13 protein-coding genes and 1 pseudogene are annotated in these 18956 nt (G+C 55.9%); 9 read left to right on the top strand and 5 right to left on the bottom strand.

Annotated features, from left to right (window positions below; translation table 11 throughout):
- Positions 1–852 precede the first annotated feature (852 nt).
- Positions 853–2535: a cell wall hydrolase gene (locus DSD30_RS22030; RefSeq protein ID WP_425359461.1), complete on the top strand. Its 1683-nt coding sequence runs from the start codon at positions 853–855 to the stop codon at positions 2533–2535.
- Positions 2536–2828: 293 nt separating this feature from the next.
- Positions 2829–4856, top strand: coding sequence for a HAMP domain-containing methyl-accepting chemotaxis protein (locus DSD30_RS11645; RefSeq protein WP_114009871.1), 2028 nt, complete (start codon positions 2829–2831; stop codon positions 4854–4856).
- Positions 4857–4936: 80 nt separating this feature from the next.
- On the opposite strand, the gene DSD30_RS11640 is transcribed toward DSD30_RS11645, so the two are convergent.
- A complete protein-coding gene (locus DSD30_RS11640) occupies positions 4937–5857 on the bottom strand; it encodes a uracil-DNA glycosylase (RefSeq protein ID WP_114009870.1) in 921 nt (306 codons plus the stop codon).
- A 128-nt stretch (positions 5858–5985) separates the two neighbouring features.
- On the opposite strand from DSD30_RS11640, the gene DSD30_RS11635 reads away from it, so the two are divergent.
- Positions 5986–7671 (top strand): electron transfer flavoprotein-ubiquinone oxidoreductase, encoded by a 1686-nt coding sequence (locus tag DSD30_RS11635; RefSeq protein WP_114010404.1) that lies wholly within the window; start codon positions 5986–5988, stop codon positions 7669–7671.
- Between the two features lie 65 nt (positions 7672–7736).
- Positions 7737–7814 (top strand): annotated as a pseudogene (locus DSD30_RS22025) (4Fe-4S dicluster domain-containing protein); the annotation flags it as partial.
- 178 nt (positions 7815–7992) lie between these two features.
- On the opposite strand, the gene DSD30_RS11625 reads toward DSD30_RS22025, so the two are convergent.
- Entirely contained in the window at positions 7993–8712 is a 720-nt protein-coding gene (locus DSD30_RS11625; RefSeq protein WP_198662927.1) for a protein phosphatase CheZ, read from the bottom strand.
- 344 nt (positions 8713–9056) lie between these two features.
- Positions 9057–9440 carry a response regulator gene (locus DSD30_RS11620; RefSeq protein WP_114009869.1) on the bottom strand — a complete coding sequence of 128 codons (384 nt, stop codon included), beginning with the start codon at positions 9438–9440 and terminating at the stop codon, positions 9057–9059.
- 558 nt (positions 9441–9998) lie between these two features.
- Between DSD30_RS11620 and DSD30_RS11615 the strand changes: the two genes are divergently transcribed.
- The gene (locus DSD30_RS11615; protein ID WP_114010401.1) at positions 9999–10454 is read left to right on the top strand and encodes a MaoC family dehydratase; all 456 of its coding nucleotides are present in this window, start codon (positions 9999–10001) and stop codon (positions 10452–10454) included.
- An 86-nt stretch (positions 10455–10540) separates the two neighbouring features.
- On the opposite strand, the gene DSD30_RS11610 is transcribed toward DSD30_RS11615, so the two are convergent.
- Positions 10541–11983, bottom strand: a complete 1443-nt coding sequence (locus tag DSD30_RS11610) for an MATE family efflux transporter (protein WP_114009868.1) — start codon at positions 11981–11983, stop codon at positions 10541–10543.
- Positions 11984–12310: 327 nt separating this feature from the next.
- Between DSD30_RS11610 and DSD30_RS11605 the strand changes: the two genes are divergently transcribed.
- On the top strand, positions 12311–12745 hold the full coding sequence (locus DSD30_RS11605; protein ID WP_114009867.1) for a hypothetical protein: 435 nt from the start codon (positions 12311–12313) through the stop codon (positions 12743–12745).
- 206 nt (positions 12746–12951) lie between these two features.
- A complete protein-coding gene (locus DSD30_RS11600) occupies positions 12952–13944 on the top strand; it encodes a bifunctional riboflavin kinase/FAD synthetase (RefSeq protein WP_245418451.1) in 993 nt (330 codons plus the stop codon).
- 68 nt (positions 13945–14012) lie between these two features.
- Here the strand turns inward: DSD30_RS11600 and DSD30_RS11595 are convergent, their stop codons facing one another.
- Complete coding sequence (locus tag DSD30_RS11595) at positions 14013–14870, bottom strand: N-acetylmuramoyl-L-alanine amidase (RefSeq protein WP_114009866.1); 858 nt, start codon at positions 14868–14870, stop codon at positions 14013–14015.
- A gap of 489 nt (positions 14871–15359) precedes the next feature.
- On the opposite strand from DSD30_RS11595, the gene ileS reads away from it, so the two are divergent.
- Positions 15360–18278: an isoleucine--tRNA ligase gene (ileS, locus tag DSD30_RS11590; protein ID WP_114009865.1), complete on the top strand. Its 2919-nt coding sequence runs from the start codon at positions 15360–15362 to the stop codon at positions 18276–18278.
- A gap of 66 nt (positions 18279–18344) precedes the next feature.
- Positions 18345–18851 carry a signal peptidase II gene (gene lspA, locus DSD30_RS11585; protein WP_114009864.1) on the top strand — a complete coding sequence of 169 codons (507 nt, stop codon included), beginning with the start codon at positions 18345–18347 and terminating at the stop codon, positions 18849–18851.
- Positions 18852–18956 lie beyond the last annotated feature (105 nt).

The raw sequence follows: 18956 nt of genomic DNA, 5'->3' as shown, positions 1-18956 counted from the left end.
TTCAGGCAACCAAGCAACCTAACAAGCGTTTAAATTGCACCTATGATAGTCACAATCACATATGGAAATTTGCCATAATCTGATAACCCACCCCTAATAATGCACACTTTTCAGGTGATTTCATCGCCATTTCGAGCTAAGTTTGTCAAGTCTGCAGCAAGGCTCGGAGCTTGGCACCGCTTTGGCTCTTGGTGCCGTTTGGACATTCTGCGGGGACTGTTCTTCTTTCGCTCCTGATGTCGGAATTCTTTGCTGGTTTGAATCCGATATGTGAGCCGATATGCAGACACACTTGCCCGGGCCTATCATATAGGTCCGGGCATTTTTACGTCTGGACCACAGTCGCCTTCCTTCTGAGGCCTTCCCCCAAAACCCTCCCTCAGTCAGCGTATTTCATTCAGCATTCCTTTGACGACATTCCCTGCGTGCCTCTCATCAACGCGGCTTTGCAAATTGCATATGTGCCTTTTCAATTTGCAGAGATCCTTTCGCAGTCGTTAAGCAATGACGTCCCGATTCTGAACATCACTCCTGCTGGCAGCCCATCCAGAAAGCTCCCCGTTAAAATGCCGCTCAACCTCGTTACTGGATGGCGGGTGTGCGTGAGCCTTTATCCGCTCGTAGGAACACACGCCAAGCGGGATGCACCACGCCTCCTCGCTCGCCACGCCCTCGCCTTAATGTCCCCTTAAGAGCCTCCCGGTGGGAAAGAGCGGCGTTAACGCTCTTTCAAGGTTAATAGCGCATTATAACTCCAACGGGACCCGTGTGTCTTGGTGTTCCCCGGCTCAAACCGCCCTGTTTGGCGGCGTGAGTGTGTTGTGTAGTTGCGTTGTGTAAATTGGTGACAGAATGTCCAAAACCACGCTTGGCCAGAAGAGCCTTGGTCTTACCACCCGCATGTTGCTGGCATCCGGGCTGGTCCTTTCCATCACGCAATCTCTTGACGAAAGAGGCATGGCAGGCAAGTCTTTGGCCGAGCTTCGGCAGGAAGCATGGACAAAGGAAATTCTCGCAGGCCACACGCCGCGCTTGCGCGGTGGCGACAAGGACGTCCTTGCTTTTCAAGCGCGAGAGGATGAGTTGATCACCGGATCGATGGTCTCCCGGTTCAGAACCAATGGTCCTGTTGAGCAGGCGTCACTGGATGGTGCCATTGTCAAACTGGCGACGACCAGCAAAGGCGAGATCAACAGCGACACGCAATTTGTAGATCCAACCGCAGCCATGCTCCCCGAAACGCTGGCAGTCGATCGCTCGGCCAAGGGCGCCCGGCGCCTGCGCTGGCATTGGGAACCTTATCGGGTCAGCCATGGCCGCCGCGCCATCGCTCTCAATTGGTCCGGGTCGGTCTGGACGATGAGTGGACCCTTTTCACAGGCCTCCCATGTCGAACTGCCCAAAGCAGCCTTTGCTCCTTCTGATGATCTGAAGCTGGTGATGGCGGACGCCTCCCGCTTCCTGTTGCCAGAAGTGATTGAACAGGCCCCGGAGATCCTCTTCGCCAGCAATAAGAGCAATGATGCCAAACAGCCTGTTCAGCAGATTGCTGCCACCACAGGCAATGAGAATACTGCGCTTGCCTATGCGCCCAATTCCGCGGACGGGCTGGATGCTCCCTTTGATGCGATCCTGACAGAACAGCGGACCGGTCGAATTCATGAAGACAATCAGGTGACCATTCTGGGCGCCGTAGAAGACCTCAATCGCCAGCTGGATGGCGACGAGACACCGGCCAAGTCTGCGCCTGCCGATGCCACGTCCGAGGCCGTGACCATTGCCACCCTGCCTCGCATGCGTGCGCCGCGCGAGGAAGAAAACAAAGTGTCCCAGCCCCTTGATGTTACCCCTGTGGTTGCCGCTCTTGAGGCCAAGCACGAGGCCGCAATACAGCAGGAACAGACAGCTCAGACCAAGAATGAAGGCTTGACGCTGGCCAAGAGCAAGGCCGTACGGGCCGAGCTGCAACTGGCCTCTCTGTCCGGTGACAAGGATGTAGTCGAAGAGAAGAAATCTCCCTTCGCTAGCTGGTTCAACTTTTCAAGCAAAAAGAAGAAAGTTGCCAAGATCGATGCGCGTGGCGAGCATGCATGGGTCACCAATCCTCTGCCGAAATCCTCTTTCTCGAAAAAACAGAAAACCTGCCTTGCCAACGCAATCTATTTCGAAAGCCGGTCAGAGCCTGTTGCAGGCCAGACTGCGGTCGCACAGGTCGTGATGAACAGGGTGAAAAATCCGACCTATCCGAACACAATCTGCGGGGTTGTCTATCAGAACAAGCACCGTCGCAATGCTTGTCAGTTCTCCTTTGCCTGCGATCGCATTCCTGATCGCATCCGCTCGAAAGAAGCTTGGGATACCGCTTGGAAAGTTGCCAATCAGGTGGTCAATGGCGAGGTCTGGATGAAGTCGATCGGCTCTTCGACCCACTATCATGCCACCTATGTGCGCCCGCGCTGGGCACGCACCATGAAGCGGCTGAAAAAAATTGGCCTGCATGTCTTCTACAAGACCTATGGCGGCGGCTGGAGCTAAGGCTCCCCACAGGACCAGTCAGACGTTAAAAGGCGGATTGTTAGCAATCCGCCTTTTCTCTTGATGATTGCAACAGCCGCACAGCCACGCTGCATATTGTCGCATTATACGAATGATAACTGTCTGTTCAGACTTTTTGGATAGTGCTGACAGAAGTCGCTTCCCCGCGCGGCAACGAGGCCGTTTGCGCCCGATCCTTGTTTGATGCCCGACTTTGAATGGCTTCCCCGATCAAGTGATCCACTGTTGCTGCAGGGGTGCGCATCAATGATTGCCCGCAGCAAGGTATCCACATGCTCAAGTCCGCTTATGTCCCCTCCCCCGAAGAGGCCTCCAAGATTGCCTCCGCTCCGACCCGTTTCGGTTTCCTGACAAACATGAAAATCTATTATCGCATCGCCGGTCTAACCTTGTTGGCGGTGCTGTCAGTCCTGATTTTGGGGGGAACCTACTATTACGGCATGACGATGAAAAGTCAGGCCCTGGCGACGATGCAAGACAACAATTACATGGTTTCCAAAGTCAAGGATATCGAGATTGATTTCTTGCATTTGCGGAAGTTTGAGCAATCCTTCCTGACCAGTGGCGATGCGGCCAGACTGAAAAACTTCAAGGCCGAGATGGCAACCATCCGATCAACACTTGCGGATCTGATCAACCATAGCGCGGCTACTCATGTGGTCGCCGATCTGAAGGAAGTGGACGAGGATTTCGCGCATTACGACCAAGCCTTCGACGGACTGGTCGCGCAGATCAACACCCTTGGCACCCACGGCAAGGATGGATTGCTCGGGGCGGTCAATCAGTCGGCGGCGGCGCTGGAGCAATCCGTGCTGAAATCATCGCAGAGCAAGCTGATCATTCCCATGCTGGCCATGCGCGAACAGGAAAAATCCTTTGTCATCAGTCAGGAAGATGCCAACTGGCAGCAGTTCAACACGCTGCATGACGATTTTCTCGGCCAGCTCAAATATGCGATGCTGTCGAGCAAGGACAAGAAGGGTTTTTCCGCATTGCTGACGGAGTATAAGGCAGCTCTGGATGCCTGGCGCAATTTACAACTGACTGCGAGTGCGGAACAGGCTGCCCTGCATCAGTTGTTTGTCGAAGTTGATCAGGACTTTCAACAGCTGCTCACGATCGCCCATGACGGGTTCGACAAAGCCAATCAGGATCTTCAGGCTGCGAGCAATCTGGTCAATCGGTCCTTTCTCTGGATTGGTGGCCTGACCCTGATGTGCGCGATTGCTCTGGGCATTGTCATCAGCCGCAGCATCATCGGTCCAATTGGTGAGTTGATCTCGGCGATGAGCCGTCTGGCGTCTGGTGACATTGAAACAGACATCCCCTTCCGAGATCGACGCAATGAGATCGGAGATATTGCCAAGGCGGTGCAGGTCTTCAAGTCCAACTCCGTCGAACGGCGTCGCCTGATGTCCGAGACCGAGAAGGAGCAGGAAGCCCGTGCCATGCGTCAGAGTCAGATTGAAGACCTGATCAGCCGGTTCCGTGAGGCCTCGCAATCGATGCTGAATGGCGTCGTCGCAACAACCGACGGGTTGGAAGACACAGCCACCAGCCTGTCGTCAAACTCCACCCAGACCTCATCCCAAGCCGAAGCAGCAGCGCGTGCATCGAGCGAGGCCAGCAACAACATTCAGTCCGTTGCCGCAGCTGCTGAGCAATTGTCCAACTCCATCGCCGAGATCGGAGCGCGCAGTTCGGAAACCTCGCAGGTTGTTCAAAGTGCCGTTGATGCGGCTTCGGAAACCGATGCCAAGGTGGCTAGTCTGGCCAATGCCGCGCAACAGGTGGGTGAAGTGGTTACCATGATCCAGTCGATTGCTGAACAGACCAACCTGCTGGCGCTCAATGCCACCATCGAGGCGGCGCGCGCTGGCGATGCTGGCAAGGGATTTGCGGTTGTGGCTGCCGAAGTGAAGGAGCTGGCCAATCAGACCTCGAAAGCCACTGAAGCCATTTCGCAGCAGATTTCTGGGATCCAATCGGAAACCGACCATGCAGTCAACGCCATTCGCGAGATTGCCACCACAATGCAGAATGTCGGGTCCGCTGCCACGATGATTGCCTCTTCGGTCGAGGAGCAAGGACAGGCAACCATCGAAATTTCCCACAATGTGCAGCGTGCGGCCGATGGGGCCAATGAAGTCAACCACAATATTGACGGCGTCACCCATGCCGCGGCCAGCAATTTGCAAGCCTCCGAAATGGTTCTGGTTGCAGCACGCGACGTGTCGGCACGAGCGGACGATCTGCAAGAGCTGGTTTCCGGCTTCCTCAATGATGTTGCTGCTGCTTAAGTCAGTCCAACAAAGACAAGCCATTAGAGCCGCTCTCCTTCGGGGGAGCGGCTTTTTGTTTCGCTGAGCGAAGCGGATGGTTATCGCAAGCTGTCGAGTTTGGCGGCCACTTCGAGCAGATCCTGCCATGCCGCCCGTTTTTGAGCGGGAGTCCGCAACAGGAAGGCGGGATGAAGCGTCGACATGGCCGGGATTTCACGCCCGGACACCGTATAGGTCCGCCAGCGGCCCCGCAGCCGCATAATGCCCTCTTTGCTGTCGAGCAATTGCTGCGCCGCTGTTCCCCCAAGGAAGACCAGCAGTTTGGGATTGACCAGTTCGATATGGCGATGAATGAAGGGCTGCAGCATCGCCTGTTCATCGATGCTGGGCTTGCGGTTCCCCGGGGGACGCCACGGCAAAATGTTGGTGATATAGCTATTGGACCGGTCAAGCTTGATCGCTGTCATCATCTTGTCGAGCAATTGCCCGGCCCGGCCAACAAAGGGAATGCCTTGCAAATCCTCATCCCGACCCGGCGCTTCGCCAATGAACATCACCTCACCGTCGGGATTGCCATCCCCAAAGACCAGTGATTTGGCAGATAGTTTCAGGCTGCAGCCCTCAAAGGTTGCCAGCGCCTGTCGCAGATCGGCAAGGGTCTGAGCCTGAGCTGCCATCTGTCGCGCATCTTCCACCACAGAGGCACTGCCGGGATTGAGGAAGGCTGGCGCCTGCCCCTCCTGTTGGCCATGCTGCGGTGCATTCAACGAAGGACGGGATTGATTTGACGATGACTTTGACGTAAGCGTCGATCCAACAGGTTGGGAAGGAGACGCATTTGCCCTGTTGTCGGAAGCAGCCGCCCTGGCGGTGCGCGCAGAGGCTCGCTCACGGGCCTGACGCTGACTTTCCTCGAACCGATCCTGAGGCAGGTCATCCAAGGCGCAATCAGCCCCCATGGCGCCATACCATTCGATAAGGGCAGCGAGGTCATGAGCAGATGTGACAGTGTTTAGCATTTTGTGCACTTGGATTCCGGCTTCGTTTTCCGCTAGACATATCTTATAGGGCAACAAGTGACCATCGGCCAACTTGAAAATGCATGAAGCGCCAAGACGCTCGACCCAAGAACGAAGAGGACCTGCAGATGGCAGATATGAACGAACTCCCCGAACGCGAAAGCATGGAATTCGACGTTGTGATCGTCGGAGCCGGACCTGCGGGCCTGTCGGCGGCCATTCGAATCAAACAACTGGCTGAAGAGAAGGGCGAGGATGTTTCCGTCGTCGTGCTTGAAAAAGGCTCCGAGGTCGGTGCGCACATCCTGTCCGGAGCGGTCATTGACCCGGTTGCCCTGACCCGCCTGATCCCCGATTGGCGCGAAGATGACAGCTGCCCGCTGAAAGTTGCCGTCAAAAAAGACACGTTCCGTTTGCTTGGACCTGCTGGCGGGATCCGCCTGCCGAACTTCCTGATGCCGCCACTGATGAACAATCACGGCAATTATATCATTTCACTGGGCAATCTGTGCCGCTGGCTGGCCGAAAAGGCAGAAGCCATGGGCGTCGAGATCTATCCCGGCTTTGCCGCTGCCGAAGTGCTCTTTGACGAGAATGGCGCCGTGCGCGGTGTTGCCACGGGCGATATGGGCGTTGGCAAAGATGGCCAGCCGAAAGACACCTACATGCGCGGCATGGAATTGCTGGGCAAATATACCCTGATCGGTGAAGGGGTGCGCGGATCGCTGGCCAAGAAGCTGATTGCCAAATATGACCTCGACAAGGATTGCGACGTGCCGAAATTCGGCATCGGCATCAAGGAACTCTGGGAAATCGACCCGGCCAAGCATGAAGAAGGACTGGTCGAGCATACCTTTGGCTGGCCTCTGTCTGAAGGCACGGGCGGAGGCTCCTTCCTCTATCACCTTGAAAACAATCAGGTGGTGGTCGGTTTCGTGGTCTATCTCAACTACAAGAACCCACATCTGTCACCATTTGAGGAGTTCCAGCGCTTCAAGACCCATCCGGCTGTGCGCGAAACTTTTGAAGGCGGCACGCGCGTATCCTATGGTGCCCGCTGTATTGCCGAGGGTGGCTACCAGTCTGTGCCGCGCCTGACTTTCCCGGGTGGCGCACTGATCGGCTGTTCGGCAGGCTTCGTCAATGTACCGCGGATCAAGGGCATCCACAACGCAATGGATTCCGGCATCGAGGTGGCTGAAGCTTTGATGGGTGCTGTAGCCGAAGGGCGCAGCCATGATGAATTGACCGCCTATGAAGATGGCTGGCGCAAAGGACCGATTGGCAAGGATCTGTTCAAGGTGCGCAACGTCAAGCCTTTGTGGGCCAAATATGGCCTGACGTTCGGCGTCTCCCTTGGGGGACTCGACATGTGGCTCAACAGCCTGTTTGGCTTCTCGCCATTTGGCACTATGAAACATGGCAAAACCGATGCGGAAAGCACCCTGCCCGCCGAGAAATGCCGACCGATCAACTATCCAAAACCGGACGGCAAACTGACCTTTGATCGTCTAAGTTCGGTTTTCCTGTCCGGCACCAATCATGAGGAAGACCAACCTTGCCATCTGGTGGTCGGCAATATGGAGCTGCAGAAGACGTCGGAGCATGATGTCTATGCCGGTCTGTCGAAGAATTTCTGCCCGGCCGGTGTCTATGAATGGGTTGAAGACGAGCAGGATCCGTCCAAGGTCAACTATGTCATCAACGCCCAGAACTGTGTCCACTGCAAGACGTGTGACATCAAGGACCCGAATGGCAACATCATGTGGACCGTGCCGGAAGGCGCGGGTGGGCCGACCTATCCGAACATGTAAGGATGTCACACGCATTCCTGCCGATAGGTTTGTCATGAGCGCCTAGCGCTCATGACCTATCTGGTGACATCATGGACCCGAATGGCAACATCATGTGGACCGTGCCGGAAGGCGCGGGTGGGCCGACCTATCCGAACATGTGATTTGATTCCGTCATCCCGAACGAGCAAGCCGCATATGGGGTCCTATGCGGCTTGTTGTCTTTCTTGGTCTGTTGCTTGTCCCTGTCGGGCTGAGGGATTTCCGGCCAGCACGAAAAAGCCGCGCAAAGCGCGGCTCCAAGTGGCATTTTGTCTGAATAATCGCTACGCCGATCAACACTCAGTCAAACAGGGCGTCGATCTGATCCTGAGCGGTCGCCTCTTCTGACTTGCTCGGCTTGGCGTTGAAATCGAGATCGGCCAGCATCGCATCGACGTCGTTCTGGTTGACACCTTCGCCGTCATGCTGCGGACCATGCAGGATTAGCTCGCGTTTGCGGCGATCATGCTCGCTTTCTTCAAAGTCATCGCCATCGATATTCTGCATCTTCATGCGATCTACAAAAGTGGACACACGCTCATCGATGACATTCAAAGCATGGACAACCTTGCTGATGCGCTGACCGGTGATATCCTGAAACGAGCAGGCTTCGAAGATCTCGATCACCTTGTCATTGACCAGAGCCTGATAGGCATCTGAGTCACTGGGATCGGCGCACATGATTTCCTCAGCCGAGGACATGATGACATTGGTAGCCTTTTCCGTCGCCTCGACCACAGCATCTAGCTCACGGCCGGCTTCGGGGATGGCATTGTGGCGCATTTGCGCTGGGCGAAGCGCCGCGATTTCGTCTTTCATATTCGAAATCTCAGCGGCAATTGCCAAAAACTCGTTGTAAAGCGTGCCGTCCATGCTCTTAAGATGGGAATCCAGACTGTCCGCCATGACCTCTGCCAGAGACATGATGTCTGTCAGGGAGACGTCCTCGCCCTTATTCTGTTCAAGAAAGGCGACCAGTTGCGCAACTTTGTCCGCGCTGATTTGTTTTGCCTTCGACATTTTATGCCCTCACAGGTCGGTTCGTCTGTTGCGTGTCAGCCCTTGCTGACGAAAAGGCTTCACCCTATCCGGCGCCCAAGACACTATCGTCGTTATCGGCCGCACAATCTCGCATTCAACAGCTACACCGGCTCTTTTTTCGCACGGGATATGTACGAAATGGCTTGCCGTTTTTGTGTTGAATGGGTCTGCAACTGCGCGCTTACCGTCCATCCGATCTGTCTGGTCCTGTCCGGGGCGTTGGGCCGGGCATATCGCCCGGCACCTGGCCCGACCAACCAATCGAAATGGCGACATGATCACATCAACAGTCTGGCGTTGATGCGATGTCGCACTGGTTTGACTTAGTTGTCGAAAACAGCGTCGATTTTGGTTTTCAACGTTGCCGCGTTGAATGGCTTCACAATGTAGTTGTTTACACCGGCCTTTTTCGCAGCGATTACGTTCTCGGTCTTGGACTCGGCCGTGACCATGATGAATGGGGTCTTGGACAGGCTGTCGCTTGCGCGCACCTGTTTGAGCAGCTCATAGCCGGTCATCGGTTCCATGTTCCAGTCGGAAATCACGAGGCCGTAACGACGGTCCTGCATTTTCGCAAGCGCTTCGGTGCCATCTGCTGCATCATCTACATCTTCGAAACCCAGCTGCTTGAGCAGGTTCTTGATGATCCGGATCATGGTTTTATAGTCGTCGACAACCAGTACCGGCATTGAAAGATCGAGGGCCATTTATTTACTCCAAACTCACACTGCTTTGCCGCCTTTAATAGCGGACTTTTCGACTTTTCAGACTGTTGGTCTCTTTGATGTCATCAGGGTCAATCGCCTCCCTGATCAAGATTGGAGACTAGCTCAAGGATTTAAAAAAGCGGTTAACTGGCCTCTCGTGCTGTCAGTAGAAATTATACGAAATTGACCCGAAATACTGTCAAACAGGCTGAAATTGCTCAAATATTTACTCAACTGTAGGGTTTTGTTTAGTCTTTCATAACCTTTATTTTGATTAACCATGTTTCAGCGATGTTATTCACCGCTTCGCCCCACAGGTGCGAATACGTGTCTTTACGTACATGCGCTGACGGCGGGTTTCTGCCAAGAAACAGGTTGGCAAGCGCTCTTTTTTGGTTTTATTGACAGTTTGTTGCATTGCACCATTTCCTATTGTTGCCTAAGCTCAAATCAAACGGCGCTGTAAAAAAAAGCAGGCTGACCATGCAATCAGTCATCCATGGTCCTGTTGCCCTGTTGAGATCATCGCCAAACAAGAAAAAAGAAGGAGGGGCACCCATGAAAGTGCAAGAAACCAGTCAGCCAGCAACCACCGTCTATTTCGAGGATATGTCTGTTGGCCAAAGTGTCAGCCTGACCCGGATTGTGACCGAGCGGGACATCGCCTCGTTCGCGGACCTGTCCGGCGACTATAATCCAATCCATGTGGACAAAGCCTTTGGCGAAGCAAGTCGCTTTGGAGGCAACATTGCCCATGGGATTTTCACCGCCAGCCTCGTCTCCACCCTGTTGGGCATGCAGCTGCCGGGTGTCGGCACGATTTATCTGGGTCAGTCCATGCAGTTCAAGGCACCCGTTCGTCCCGGTGACGAGCTGGTCGTCTCGGTGACCATCCGCGAGCTGGTGCCGCGTGGTCGCCGCGTCATTCTCGATTGTCTGGCCAAGGTGGGGGATGTGGAGGTGCTGACCGGTGAGGCAACCGTGTTGGCGCCGAAAAAGCCCCTTGCCGCATAGGCACACCGACACCTGATCATTCATATCTTATGCAAAAGGCCCGAACCGGTTGTTCGGGCCTTTTATGTTGAAGCCAATGCTGACCATCAGAATTTGACCAGTCCCAGTCTTTCTCTGTATTGAAAGCGGAACGCCAGAATGATGCCGGTCACGGCCAGTCCGATGGCCAAACCGGCCCAGATCCCCTCACCCTGCCAGCCAAACTTGAAACCGAGCAGATAGGCGATCGGGAAGCCACAGCCCCAATAGCCAAACAGGGCAATCAGCATCGGCCCACGCGTGTCCCCCAAACCACGCAGCGCCCCTGCTGTCATGGCTTGCAATCCATCGACGATCTGGAACAGGCCAGCATAAGCAAGAAAGGTAACCGCCAGGCCGTAAGGCACCAGATTGATCGCTTCATTCGGATCGAGGAACAAACCGATAAAGAAGGTTGGCATGGTCAGGAACAGAGCGCAGGTGCCGACCATAAAGCCGGTGCCCATGACAATAGACACCCAGCCAGCAACCTTGATGCCGTGGCGGGACTTGCGGCCATAGGACAATCCGGTCCGGATGGTTGTGGCCTGACTGAGCCCAAGCGGCACCATAAAGGCAAAGGCGGCACATTGCATGGCGACCGTATGGGCGGCGAGCGCATCCTTACCCAGCCATCCCATCAACATGGTTGCTGCAGCGAACAGCCCCACCTCAATCATGATCATCAGACCGATTGGAATCCCGATGCGCAGCATTTCCCAAAAACGCGGCCAGTCGGGCTTCCAGAAACGGGCAAACAGATCATAGGGGCGGTAGGTCTTCTTTCTGGCGACATAGAACAGGATTGCAACAAAGACGAAGCTGTTGACGATGGAGGTCGACAAACCAGCGCCAGCCAGTTCCATGCGCGGAAAGCCGAAATGGCCGAACATCAGCACATAATTCCCCGCCGCATTGACAAAAATGCTGACAATGGTGATCAACAGAATGACGGCGGTTTCGCTGTGGGCAGCCACCAGTCCGCGCATCGCCAGAAAGCCGAGCGCCGGAAACAGGGCAAAGGCCGCATAATTGAGATAGGACTGGGCCATGGCCGAGGTGTCCTGTTCCTGCCCTGCGAGAAGAAAGATCTTCTCACCCTGAAACAGGATTATCATCAGCAAGACCGCAATCAGGAAAGCAATCCAGATGCCCTGCCGGGCGGTGCGGCGAATGGATGGCGTATCGTCGGCCCCAATCGCCTGAGCGACCATCGGGGCAACTGCGGTCACAGCCCCGATGCCGAAGACCAGAAGGGGGTGCATCAAGGCACTGGCCAGCGAGCCGCTGGCCAGATGATCACGCCCCAGCCACCCCATCATGATGACGTCGGTGGTTTGCAGGGAAAACTGGGCCACTTGGGTCAGAACCAGCGGCCAGGCAAGCGCCAATGTCGCGCGGAACTCTGCGCCGACAGATATATAGGTGCCTTTTTCATCGGGCGTGTAAGCAAGGGATGCGTCAAAGACAGATTTCCCTTGCCCTTCAGGCCCATTGGACTGGTCGAGCATAATGTATCACCAATTGAACTGAAGATCCGGAATGACTGCGTGATCTGGGGGCCAAACGCTTGGCGACAGGTCCCATCCATCAAAGTGAATCGGCTCGCCTGCCAAAGGGCGCCATAATCCGGCAGCACCGGAACTGTAACTTGAGCCGACACACTATCCATGTTGCCAACAGAAGTACAGGCATAAAGTTTGCTGCTTTACGACAGCGTGACTGGACATTGGCACGTTGCTGTCGCAGGGTTGAACGTGGCGTTTCACCCGCGCTTTAATCGAAAGACCAGACCCCATAGTGACCAGTTTATTTTCAAACCGACGCAAGAGGATTTCATGCTCAACACCAGATTTCTCCCAGTGCTTTCCCTGCTGATGATCGTGGGACTGTCGGCATGTCAGACCGTAACCGAGGGCGTTGGCTCGATGTTCCCGAGCGGCACGCGGGTTTCCGGCGAGGTGCAATGGTTGTTTGCGGCTTCGCAGGGAGACGTGGTCTATCTCTCGCTTCAGGATGGCTCGCGCACTTTGGTCGCGCAGGAATTGCTACCCACCCCCGGTGCCAAGCATGTGCCATTTGATCTGGTCCCCGCCAATGCGGATGCCCGAAACTGTGCGCAGGGTCTGTGCGCCTATTCGGCGCGCCTGACGCGTGGTGAACAGGTGCTGGCGAGCGGTCAGGCCGCCTACCAGAGCAGTGGCAAGGTGCGGATCGTTCTCACCACCGCTGGGGAGACCCAGCAAGGCGATCCTGAAAGCCCATCGGAATGAGCAAGTCTGCGCTTTCCCCAATCGGCTGCCTTGATGTGCGTGGAAAAGCGCCTAAATAGAAGTCCTCCCTTGACGTTGCCTTGCGAGTTGGGCAACGTCCCGCCAGAAACAGGATGGAGAGTCCGGGCCGCCAATGGCCGAATTGTCCGTCATCCCACTCAATCGACAGCCTTTTCGACACAGTCGGCAGGACGGACCTTGCCCGCATGATGGCCATAGCCCCTTCTTTCATCGATCTCCAGCATCCCCAGCAGCCGCTGCCTGAAGCTTTGCGCGGCGGAGTCGTGGCGATCGGCAATTTCGATGGCATGCATCGCGGCCATCAGGCAGTGTTGGAAGATGCCATGCTGGAAGCCCGCGATGCGGGCCTGAAAGCCATCATGCTGACCTTCGAGCCGCACCCGCGCTCGGTCTTTCGCCCGGACCATCCGGTCTTCCGGTTGACACCGCACGCGGAAAAAGCCCAACTGGCCAAGGCGCTCGGTCTTGACGGCATGGTCTCACTGGCCTTCACAACTGCCTTTTCGCAGCAATCCCCTGATCGCTTCATCGAAGACATGCTGATCGACGGGCTGGCTGCGAAGAAAGTGATTTCCGGTTATGACTTCCATTTTGGCAAGGATAGGGCCGGCACGCCTGACTATCTGCGCGATGCTGGCAAGGCACGGGAGTTTGGCGTTACCATTGTCGACATGAAAGCCGATCGTTCAGGGGACGCGGTCTCCTCAACGCGGATTCGGCAGGCGCTGGAAGATGGTGCGGTTGACACCGCCAACCGATTGCTTGGCTACAGGCATTTCTTTACCGGCACCATCGTTCATGGCGCCAAGAATGGCCGCAAACTCGGCTATCCCACCGCCAACATGACCCTACCGGACAATAGCCGTCTGCGAGAGGGTGTCTATGCGGTGCGACTGGTGCGAGAGAATGGCGAGATGCATAATGGCGTTGCCAGCTTTGGTCGGCGGCCGATGTTTGACAACGGACCGCGTATTTTTGAAGTCCATGTGTTTGATTTTTCCGATGATCTATACGGCGAAGAGGTCAAGGTGATCCTGTTTGGCCATCTGCGGGAAGAGGCAAAATTTGACAGCCTTGATGCGTTGGTCCAGCAAATGGACCGCGACAGCGCCCAAGCTCGTTGTCTGCTGTCTGCCGTCCCTCCCCTGTCCGAGCTGGAGCAGCGTCTCTGGCTCTAGCGCAAGCGCAGGCGTGGCCAGCGGGAAAAACTGCCACGCCTTCTTGCTTCAGGCCTTGTCTCCACGGATCAACCACCGAGATCGACCAGTGAATGGTGAAGCCAGCCTTGCTGGCCATCGGCTTCGACCAGATGCCAGATTTCCGGATGGCCGAGGGCATTGTAGGTGCCCGAGCGGATGATATGGATCGACGCGCCTTTCGCCAGAACCTTGATGATATTGTCGTGATAGGATGGCCAGCGGCGCAGATTGGCGTCGGCCATCAGAAGTGGTCCGGCCTGATCGTCTTTCTCTCCAAACAAGGTGGTACGCAGGTTTTGCAGCGGGAAGAGCGGGTTGGGATCGATCTTGCGACCCGGCGAAATCTCCCAGTGCCCTGCAACAAATGACAGATCATAGCGCGCAATCAGCACCTGACAGAGCGCAGTGAGGGTGCGCAACTGTGCCTCGGTATAATCAAGCCACCAGCCTTTGCCATGGGCCTTGCTGGAAGCAAAGGCAAAGGACAGGCCATCGGCGCCATCGCGATAGCGCTCCTTGAACCAGCTTTGCAGGTGGCTGTCACGCAACTTGACGCATTTGCCGACATTGACCAGTTCGATGCCGAAGGCGAAGGCATTGACATTGTCCATGTCGCGATAGTGGCTCTTGCCTGTATGCCAGGCGCGGCGATCAAAGCCCACTTGCTGGGTGACCGAGCCGTCGCGCTCAATGGTCAGATGGGCGGAGGCGCGGGCCTCGGCCTTCAGGAACCAGTTGACCGCATGGCCCTTCTCCAACCGTCCGGCAGTGTCATGGAGAATGATGCCGCGGGGGGCAAAGTCTGCAGACTGGTTGGGGGAGCGCAGAAAACGGATCGGATTGCCCAAATGGAACAGGCGGTGATTGCGGATCGTGTAGGGATTGGGTGCGAAAAGATCGGTCATGACAGGCCCTTTTGTCGGTTGGCAATTGCCTTTGAGCCTTGCATGGCCGCAGCGAGTGGGAATAAGGGGGGGAAGGCGGTATAAGGGCCAAAAGAGAGGGCTTGTGCTCGTCAAAGGCTTGAATTAATGTCGCGCCCGAACCGGAAGGCAGACATGATGCTGATGAAAAGTGCGCCTTGCACGCTGTTTGAAATGAAATTTGCCAGTTTGCGGTGCCCGCCGCCGCTCTCCCCGATTGCCATAGGCCAGACCGCCAGTCGAATTACTGGCCCGGCCTTCGCGTGATCGGCGCATTGCCTTGCGCCCGCGAGGGACCGGGATTGATAGAAGGGTCGGAGCGTTTATCACGCGCGCCTGCTGCCCTCATCCCCAACTCATCAGATGACGAACCCAATTTCCTTGCCGGGCCTGACCGTCCCCTTACAAACAGAGAGTGATGGTCCCATACAATGAGACCCCCGGCAATCCATTCACGAGAGTGAAAGAAAAATGACTGAAGCACGCGATTACTCCAAGACGCTTTACCTGCCCCAGACCGAATTCCCGATGCGCGCAGGCCTGCCCAAGAATGAGCCCAAGCTCACCGCCCGTTGGGACGAGATGGACCTTTACCGCAAGCTGCGCGACCAGTCCAAGGACCGCGAGAAATATGTGCTGCATGATGGCCCTCCCTATGCCAACGGCAACTTGCATATCGGCCACGCGCTGAACAAAACCATCAAGGACATCATTGTCCGCTCCTTCCAGATGCGCGGCTACGATTCCAACTATGTGCCGGGCTGGGACTGTCACGGTCTGCCGATCGAATGGAAGATCGAAGAGAAATATCGCAAGAAGGGCAAGAACAAGGACGCCGTTGAGATCAACGAATTCCGCAATGAATGCCGTGAGTTTGCGCAGGAGTGGGTTGGTATCCAGTCCGAAGAATTCAAACGCCTTGGCGTGATCGGTGATTTCAAGACCCCTTACCTGACCATGAGCTATGACGCGGAAGCGCGCATTGCTGGCGAGTTGATGAAGTTCGCCATGTCCGGTCAGCTGTTCCAGGGCTCCAAGCCCGTCATGTGGTCGATCGTCGAGAAAACCGCTCTGGCCGAGGCCGAAGTGGAATATCAGGATCACACCTCGCACACCATCTGGGTGCGCTTCCCAGTGACCGGCGTGCATGGCACGGTGGCCGAAGATCAGTTGGATGCGCTGCTCGATGCGGATGTCGTTATCTGGACCACCACCCCATGGACGATCCCGGGCAACCGCGCCATCTGCTATTCGAAATCCATTTCCTATGGTCTTTATGAAGTCACGCAAGCGGCGGATGACAATTGGGGCAAGGTTGGCGACAAACTGATCGTGGCCGACGGGCTGGCAGAGAGCATCTTCAAGGCCGCCCGCGTCGATGGCTATGAGCGCAAGTTCGATGTCGATCCAAGCCTGATTTCCGAATGTGCCCACCCGTTCAACGGGGTGGAAGGCGCAGAAGGCTATTATGATTTTGACGTGCCGGTGATTGATGGCGACCATGTCACCGACGATGCAGGTACGGGCTTTGTCCATACCGCTCCGGGTCATGGTGCAGAAGATTATGATGTCTTCATCGCCAACCGCGAGCGCTTTGCCGAATGCGGTACGCCAGAAGTACCGCACACGGTGGCCGAGGATGGCTCTTATTATCCGCATGTCACCCTGTTCCAGGGCCTTTACATCCTCAACCGCAAGGGCGGCGAAGGCACCACCAACTCGGCAGTGATCGACAAGCTGGTGGAAGTCGGCGCTTTGTTGGCGCGCGGCAAGGTGAAACATTCCTATCCGCATAGCTGGCGCTCCAAAGCCCCGCTGATTTTCCGCAACACGCCGCAATGGTTCATCGCGATGGATCGCAATATCGATGATGAAGGCGACACCCTGCGCAAGCGGGCCCTTGATGCGATTGACGCGACCCGCTTTGTGCCAGCCACCGGTCAGACCCGTTTGCGTTCCATGATCGAAACCCGCCCGGACTGGGTGATTTCCCGCCAGCGGGCATGGGGTGTGCCGATCACCATTTTCATCAAGAAAGACGACCCAACCGTCGTTTTGCAGGATGAGAAAGTCAATCAGCGCATCTTTGATGCCTTCCTCGTGGAAGGGGCTGATGCTTGGTTCGCTGAAGGAGCAAAGGAACGCTTCCTTGCTGATGAGTATGATGCGAGCGAATGGGACAAGGTCGATGACATTCTCGACGTCTGGTTTGATTCTGGCTCGACCCATGCTTTCTGCCTTGAGCAGCGTGAAGATCTGAAATGGCCAGCCGACCTTTATATGGAAGGCTCTGACCAGCATCGCGGCTGGTTCCATTCGTCCTTGCTGGAAAGCTGTGGCACCCGTGGTCGCGCGCCGTATGACGCGGTTCTGACCCATGGCTTCACCATGGCAGAAGATGGCCGCAAGATGTCGAAGTCCCTTGGCAACACCATCGCGCCTCAGGACATCATCAAGCAATATGGTGCTGACATTCTGCGCCTTTGGGTGGCGACCTGCGATTATACGGACGATCAGCGCATCGGGCCGGAAATCCTCAAAACCAGCGCCGATGCTTATCGCAAGATGCGCAACACCATCCGCTGGATGCTGGGCTCGCTGGCCCACTATGATGGCGAAGCGGTTGCGCTTTCTGACATGCCGGAACTGGAGCGGCTGATGCTGCATCGGCTCCACGAGCTTGATGCCATGGTGCGCTCTGCCTATGACAATTTCGATTTCAAGCGGATCATGCATGAGTTGAACTATTTCATGGGCATCGAGCTGTCGGCCTTCTATTTCGACGTGCGCAAAGATGCCCTTTATTGTGATGCGCCAAGCTCGGCCCGCCGCAAGGCTTCGCTCTATGTGATCCACGAGCTGTTCATGCATCTGACCAGTTGGCTGGCACCAATCCTGCCATTCACCATGGAAGAAACCTGGCTCAGCCGTTTCCCATCCGACACCGATTCGGTGCATTTCCGCCAGTTCCCGGATGTGTCTGCCGATTGGCACGATGCAGCTCTGGCTGCGAAATGGAGCAAGATCAAAGCTCTGCGCCGTGTCGTCACCGGAGCGCTGGAAGTCGAGCGCAAGGAAAAACGCATCGGTTCTTCGCTGGAGGCCGCTCCGAAGGTCTATGTCACAGACAAGGACATTGTGACGGCAATGGATGGCATTGATCTTGCGGAAATCGCCATCACATCTCAAGCCGAGTTGATCGAGGGCAATGCACCAGAGGGTGCTTTCACGATTGATGAGGTGGCTGGTGTCGGTGTGGTGCCAGCTCTTGCGGAAGGCAAAAAGTGTCAGCGCAGCTGGAAGATCCTGCCAGAAGTCGGCAGCGATGCGGACTATCCAGATCTTTGCCTGCGCGATGCGGCAGCCATGCGTGAGATCGAAGCGGCCTGATCAGGCCGACGATTCTGCGCCGGGCCTAGCGGCCCGGCTGCGATCAGGTATCAATTGGAGTGCGCTATGTCTGCACGAATTATCGGCTTTGCCGTTGCCGCCTTTGGGCTGATCACCGATCAGGCTTTGAAATTGTGGCTGTTGCTGGAATTTGATCTGTACAACAAGGTCGCCAATAACGGCCCAATTCATCTGACATCCTATTTCGATCTTATTCTCGCCTGGAATAAAGGGGTGTCCTTTGGCCTGTTCCAACAGGATGATCCGCTGGGACAGATCGTGCTGATCATGGTCGCTGCTCTGGCTGCAGGCCTTCTGGTTGCCTGGATCCGCCGGATGCAGTTTGGTCTGCCGGCTGCCGCAGCCGGTCTGATCCTTGGCGGAGCCATTGGCAATGCCTTTGACCGGATTATGCATGGTGCGGTGGTTGATCTGTTTCACTTCTACTGGGGTGACTTCAGCTGGTATGTCTTCAATCTGGCTGATGTGTGGATTGTCCTCGGTGTGCTGTTGCTGGTCTATGACAGCTTCTTTGGCCCCAGCGCCAAGGCGGAAAAAGCGGCGGGAAAGTGATCGCCGCATTGATGCCGCAAAGTCGTGATTGGTGACGACGAGCAAGCCAAGTGCAGGCAGAATCGGCCCTGACTACCCATCCGCCGATGAATCAGGCGGATTGCA

It is taken from the genome of Cohaesibacter intestini (genome assembly GCF_003324485.1).
Taxonomy (GTDB): Bacteria; Pseudomonadota; Alphaproteobacteria; order Rhizobiales; family Cohaesibacteraceae; genus Cohaesibacter; species Cohaesibacter intestini.
This window is presented reverse-complemented; position numbering and strand designations above follow the sequence as displayed.

Excerpts from the sequence above, each read along its gene's own strand:
- DSD30_RS11635 (WP_114010404.1), top strand. The coding sequence starts at position 5,986 with ATGGCAGATATGAACGAACTCCCCGAACGCGAAAGCATGGAATTCGAC.
- DSD30_RS11600 (WP_245418451.1), top strand. The coding sequence starts at position 12,952 with ATGATGGCCATAGCCCCTTCTTTCATCGATCTCCAGCATCCCCAGCAG.
- DSD30_RS11595 (WP_114009866.1), bottom strand. The coding sequence starts at position 14,870 with ATGACCGATCTTTTCGCACCCAATCCCTACACGATCCGCAATCACCGC.
- DSD30_RS11645 (WP_114009871.1), top strand. The coding sequence starts at position 2,829 with ATGCTCAAGTCCGCTTATGTCCCCTCCCCCGAAGAGGCCTCCAAGATT.
- DSD30_RS11625 (WP_198662927.1), bottom strand. The coding sequence starts at position 8,712 with ATGTCGAAGGCAAAACAAATCAGCGCGGACAAAGTTGCGCAACTGGTC.
- ileS (WP_114009865.1), top strand. The coding sequence starts at position 15,360 with ATGACTGAAGCACGCGATTACTCCAAGACGCTTTACCTGCCCCAGACC.
- DSD30_RS11610 (WP_114009868.1), bottom strand. The coding sequence starts at position 11,983 with ATGCTCGACCAGTCCAATGGGCCTGAAGGGCAAGGGAAATCTGTCTTT.
- lspA (WP_114009864.1), top strand. The coding sequence starts at position 18,345 with ATGTCTGCACGAATTATCGGCTTTGCCGTTGCCGCCTTTGGGCTGATC.
- DSD30_RS11620 (WP_114009869.1), bottom strand. The coding sequence starts at position 9,440 with ATGGCCCTCGATCTTTCAATGCCGGTACTGGTTGTCGACGACTATAAA.
- DSD30_RS22030 (WP_425359461.1), top strand. The coding sequence starts at position 853 with ATGTCCAAAACCACGCTTGGCCAGAAGAGCCTTGGTCTTACCACCCGC.
- DSD30_RS11605 (WP_114009867.1), top strand. The coding sequence starts at position 12,311 with ATGCTCAACACCAGATTTCTCCCAGTGCTTTCCCTGCTGATGATCGTG.
- DSD30_RS11615 (WP_114010401.1), top strand. The coding sequence starts at position 9,999 with ATGAAAGTGCAAGAAACCAGTCAGCCAGCAACCACCGTCTATTTCGAG.
- DSD30_RS11640 (WP_114009870.1), bottom strand. The coding sequence starts at position 5,857 with ATGCTAAACACTGTCACATCTGCTCATGACCTCGCTGCCCTTATCGAA.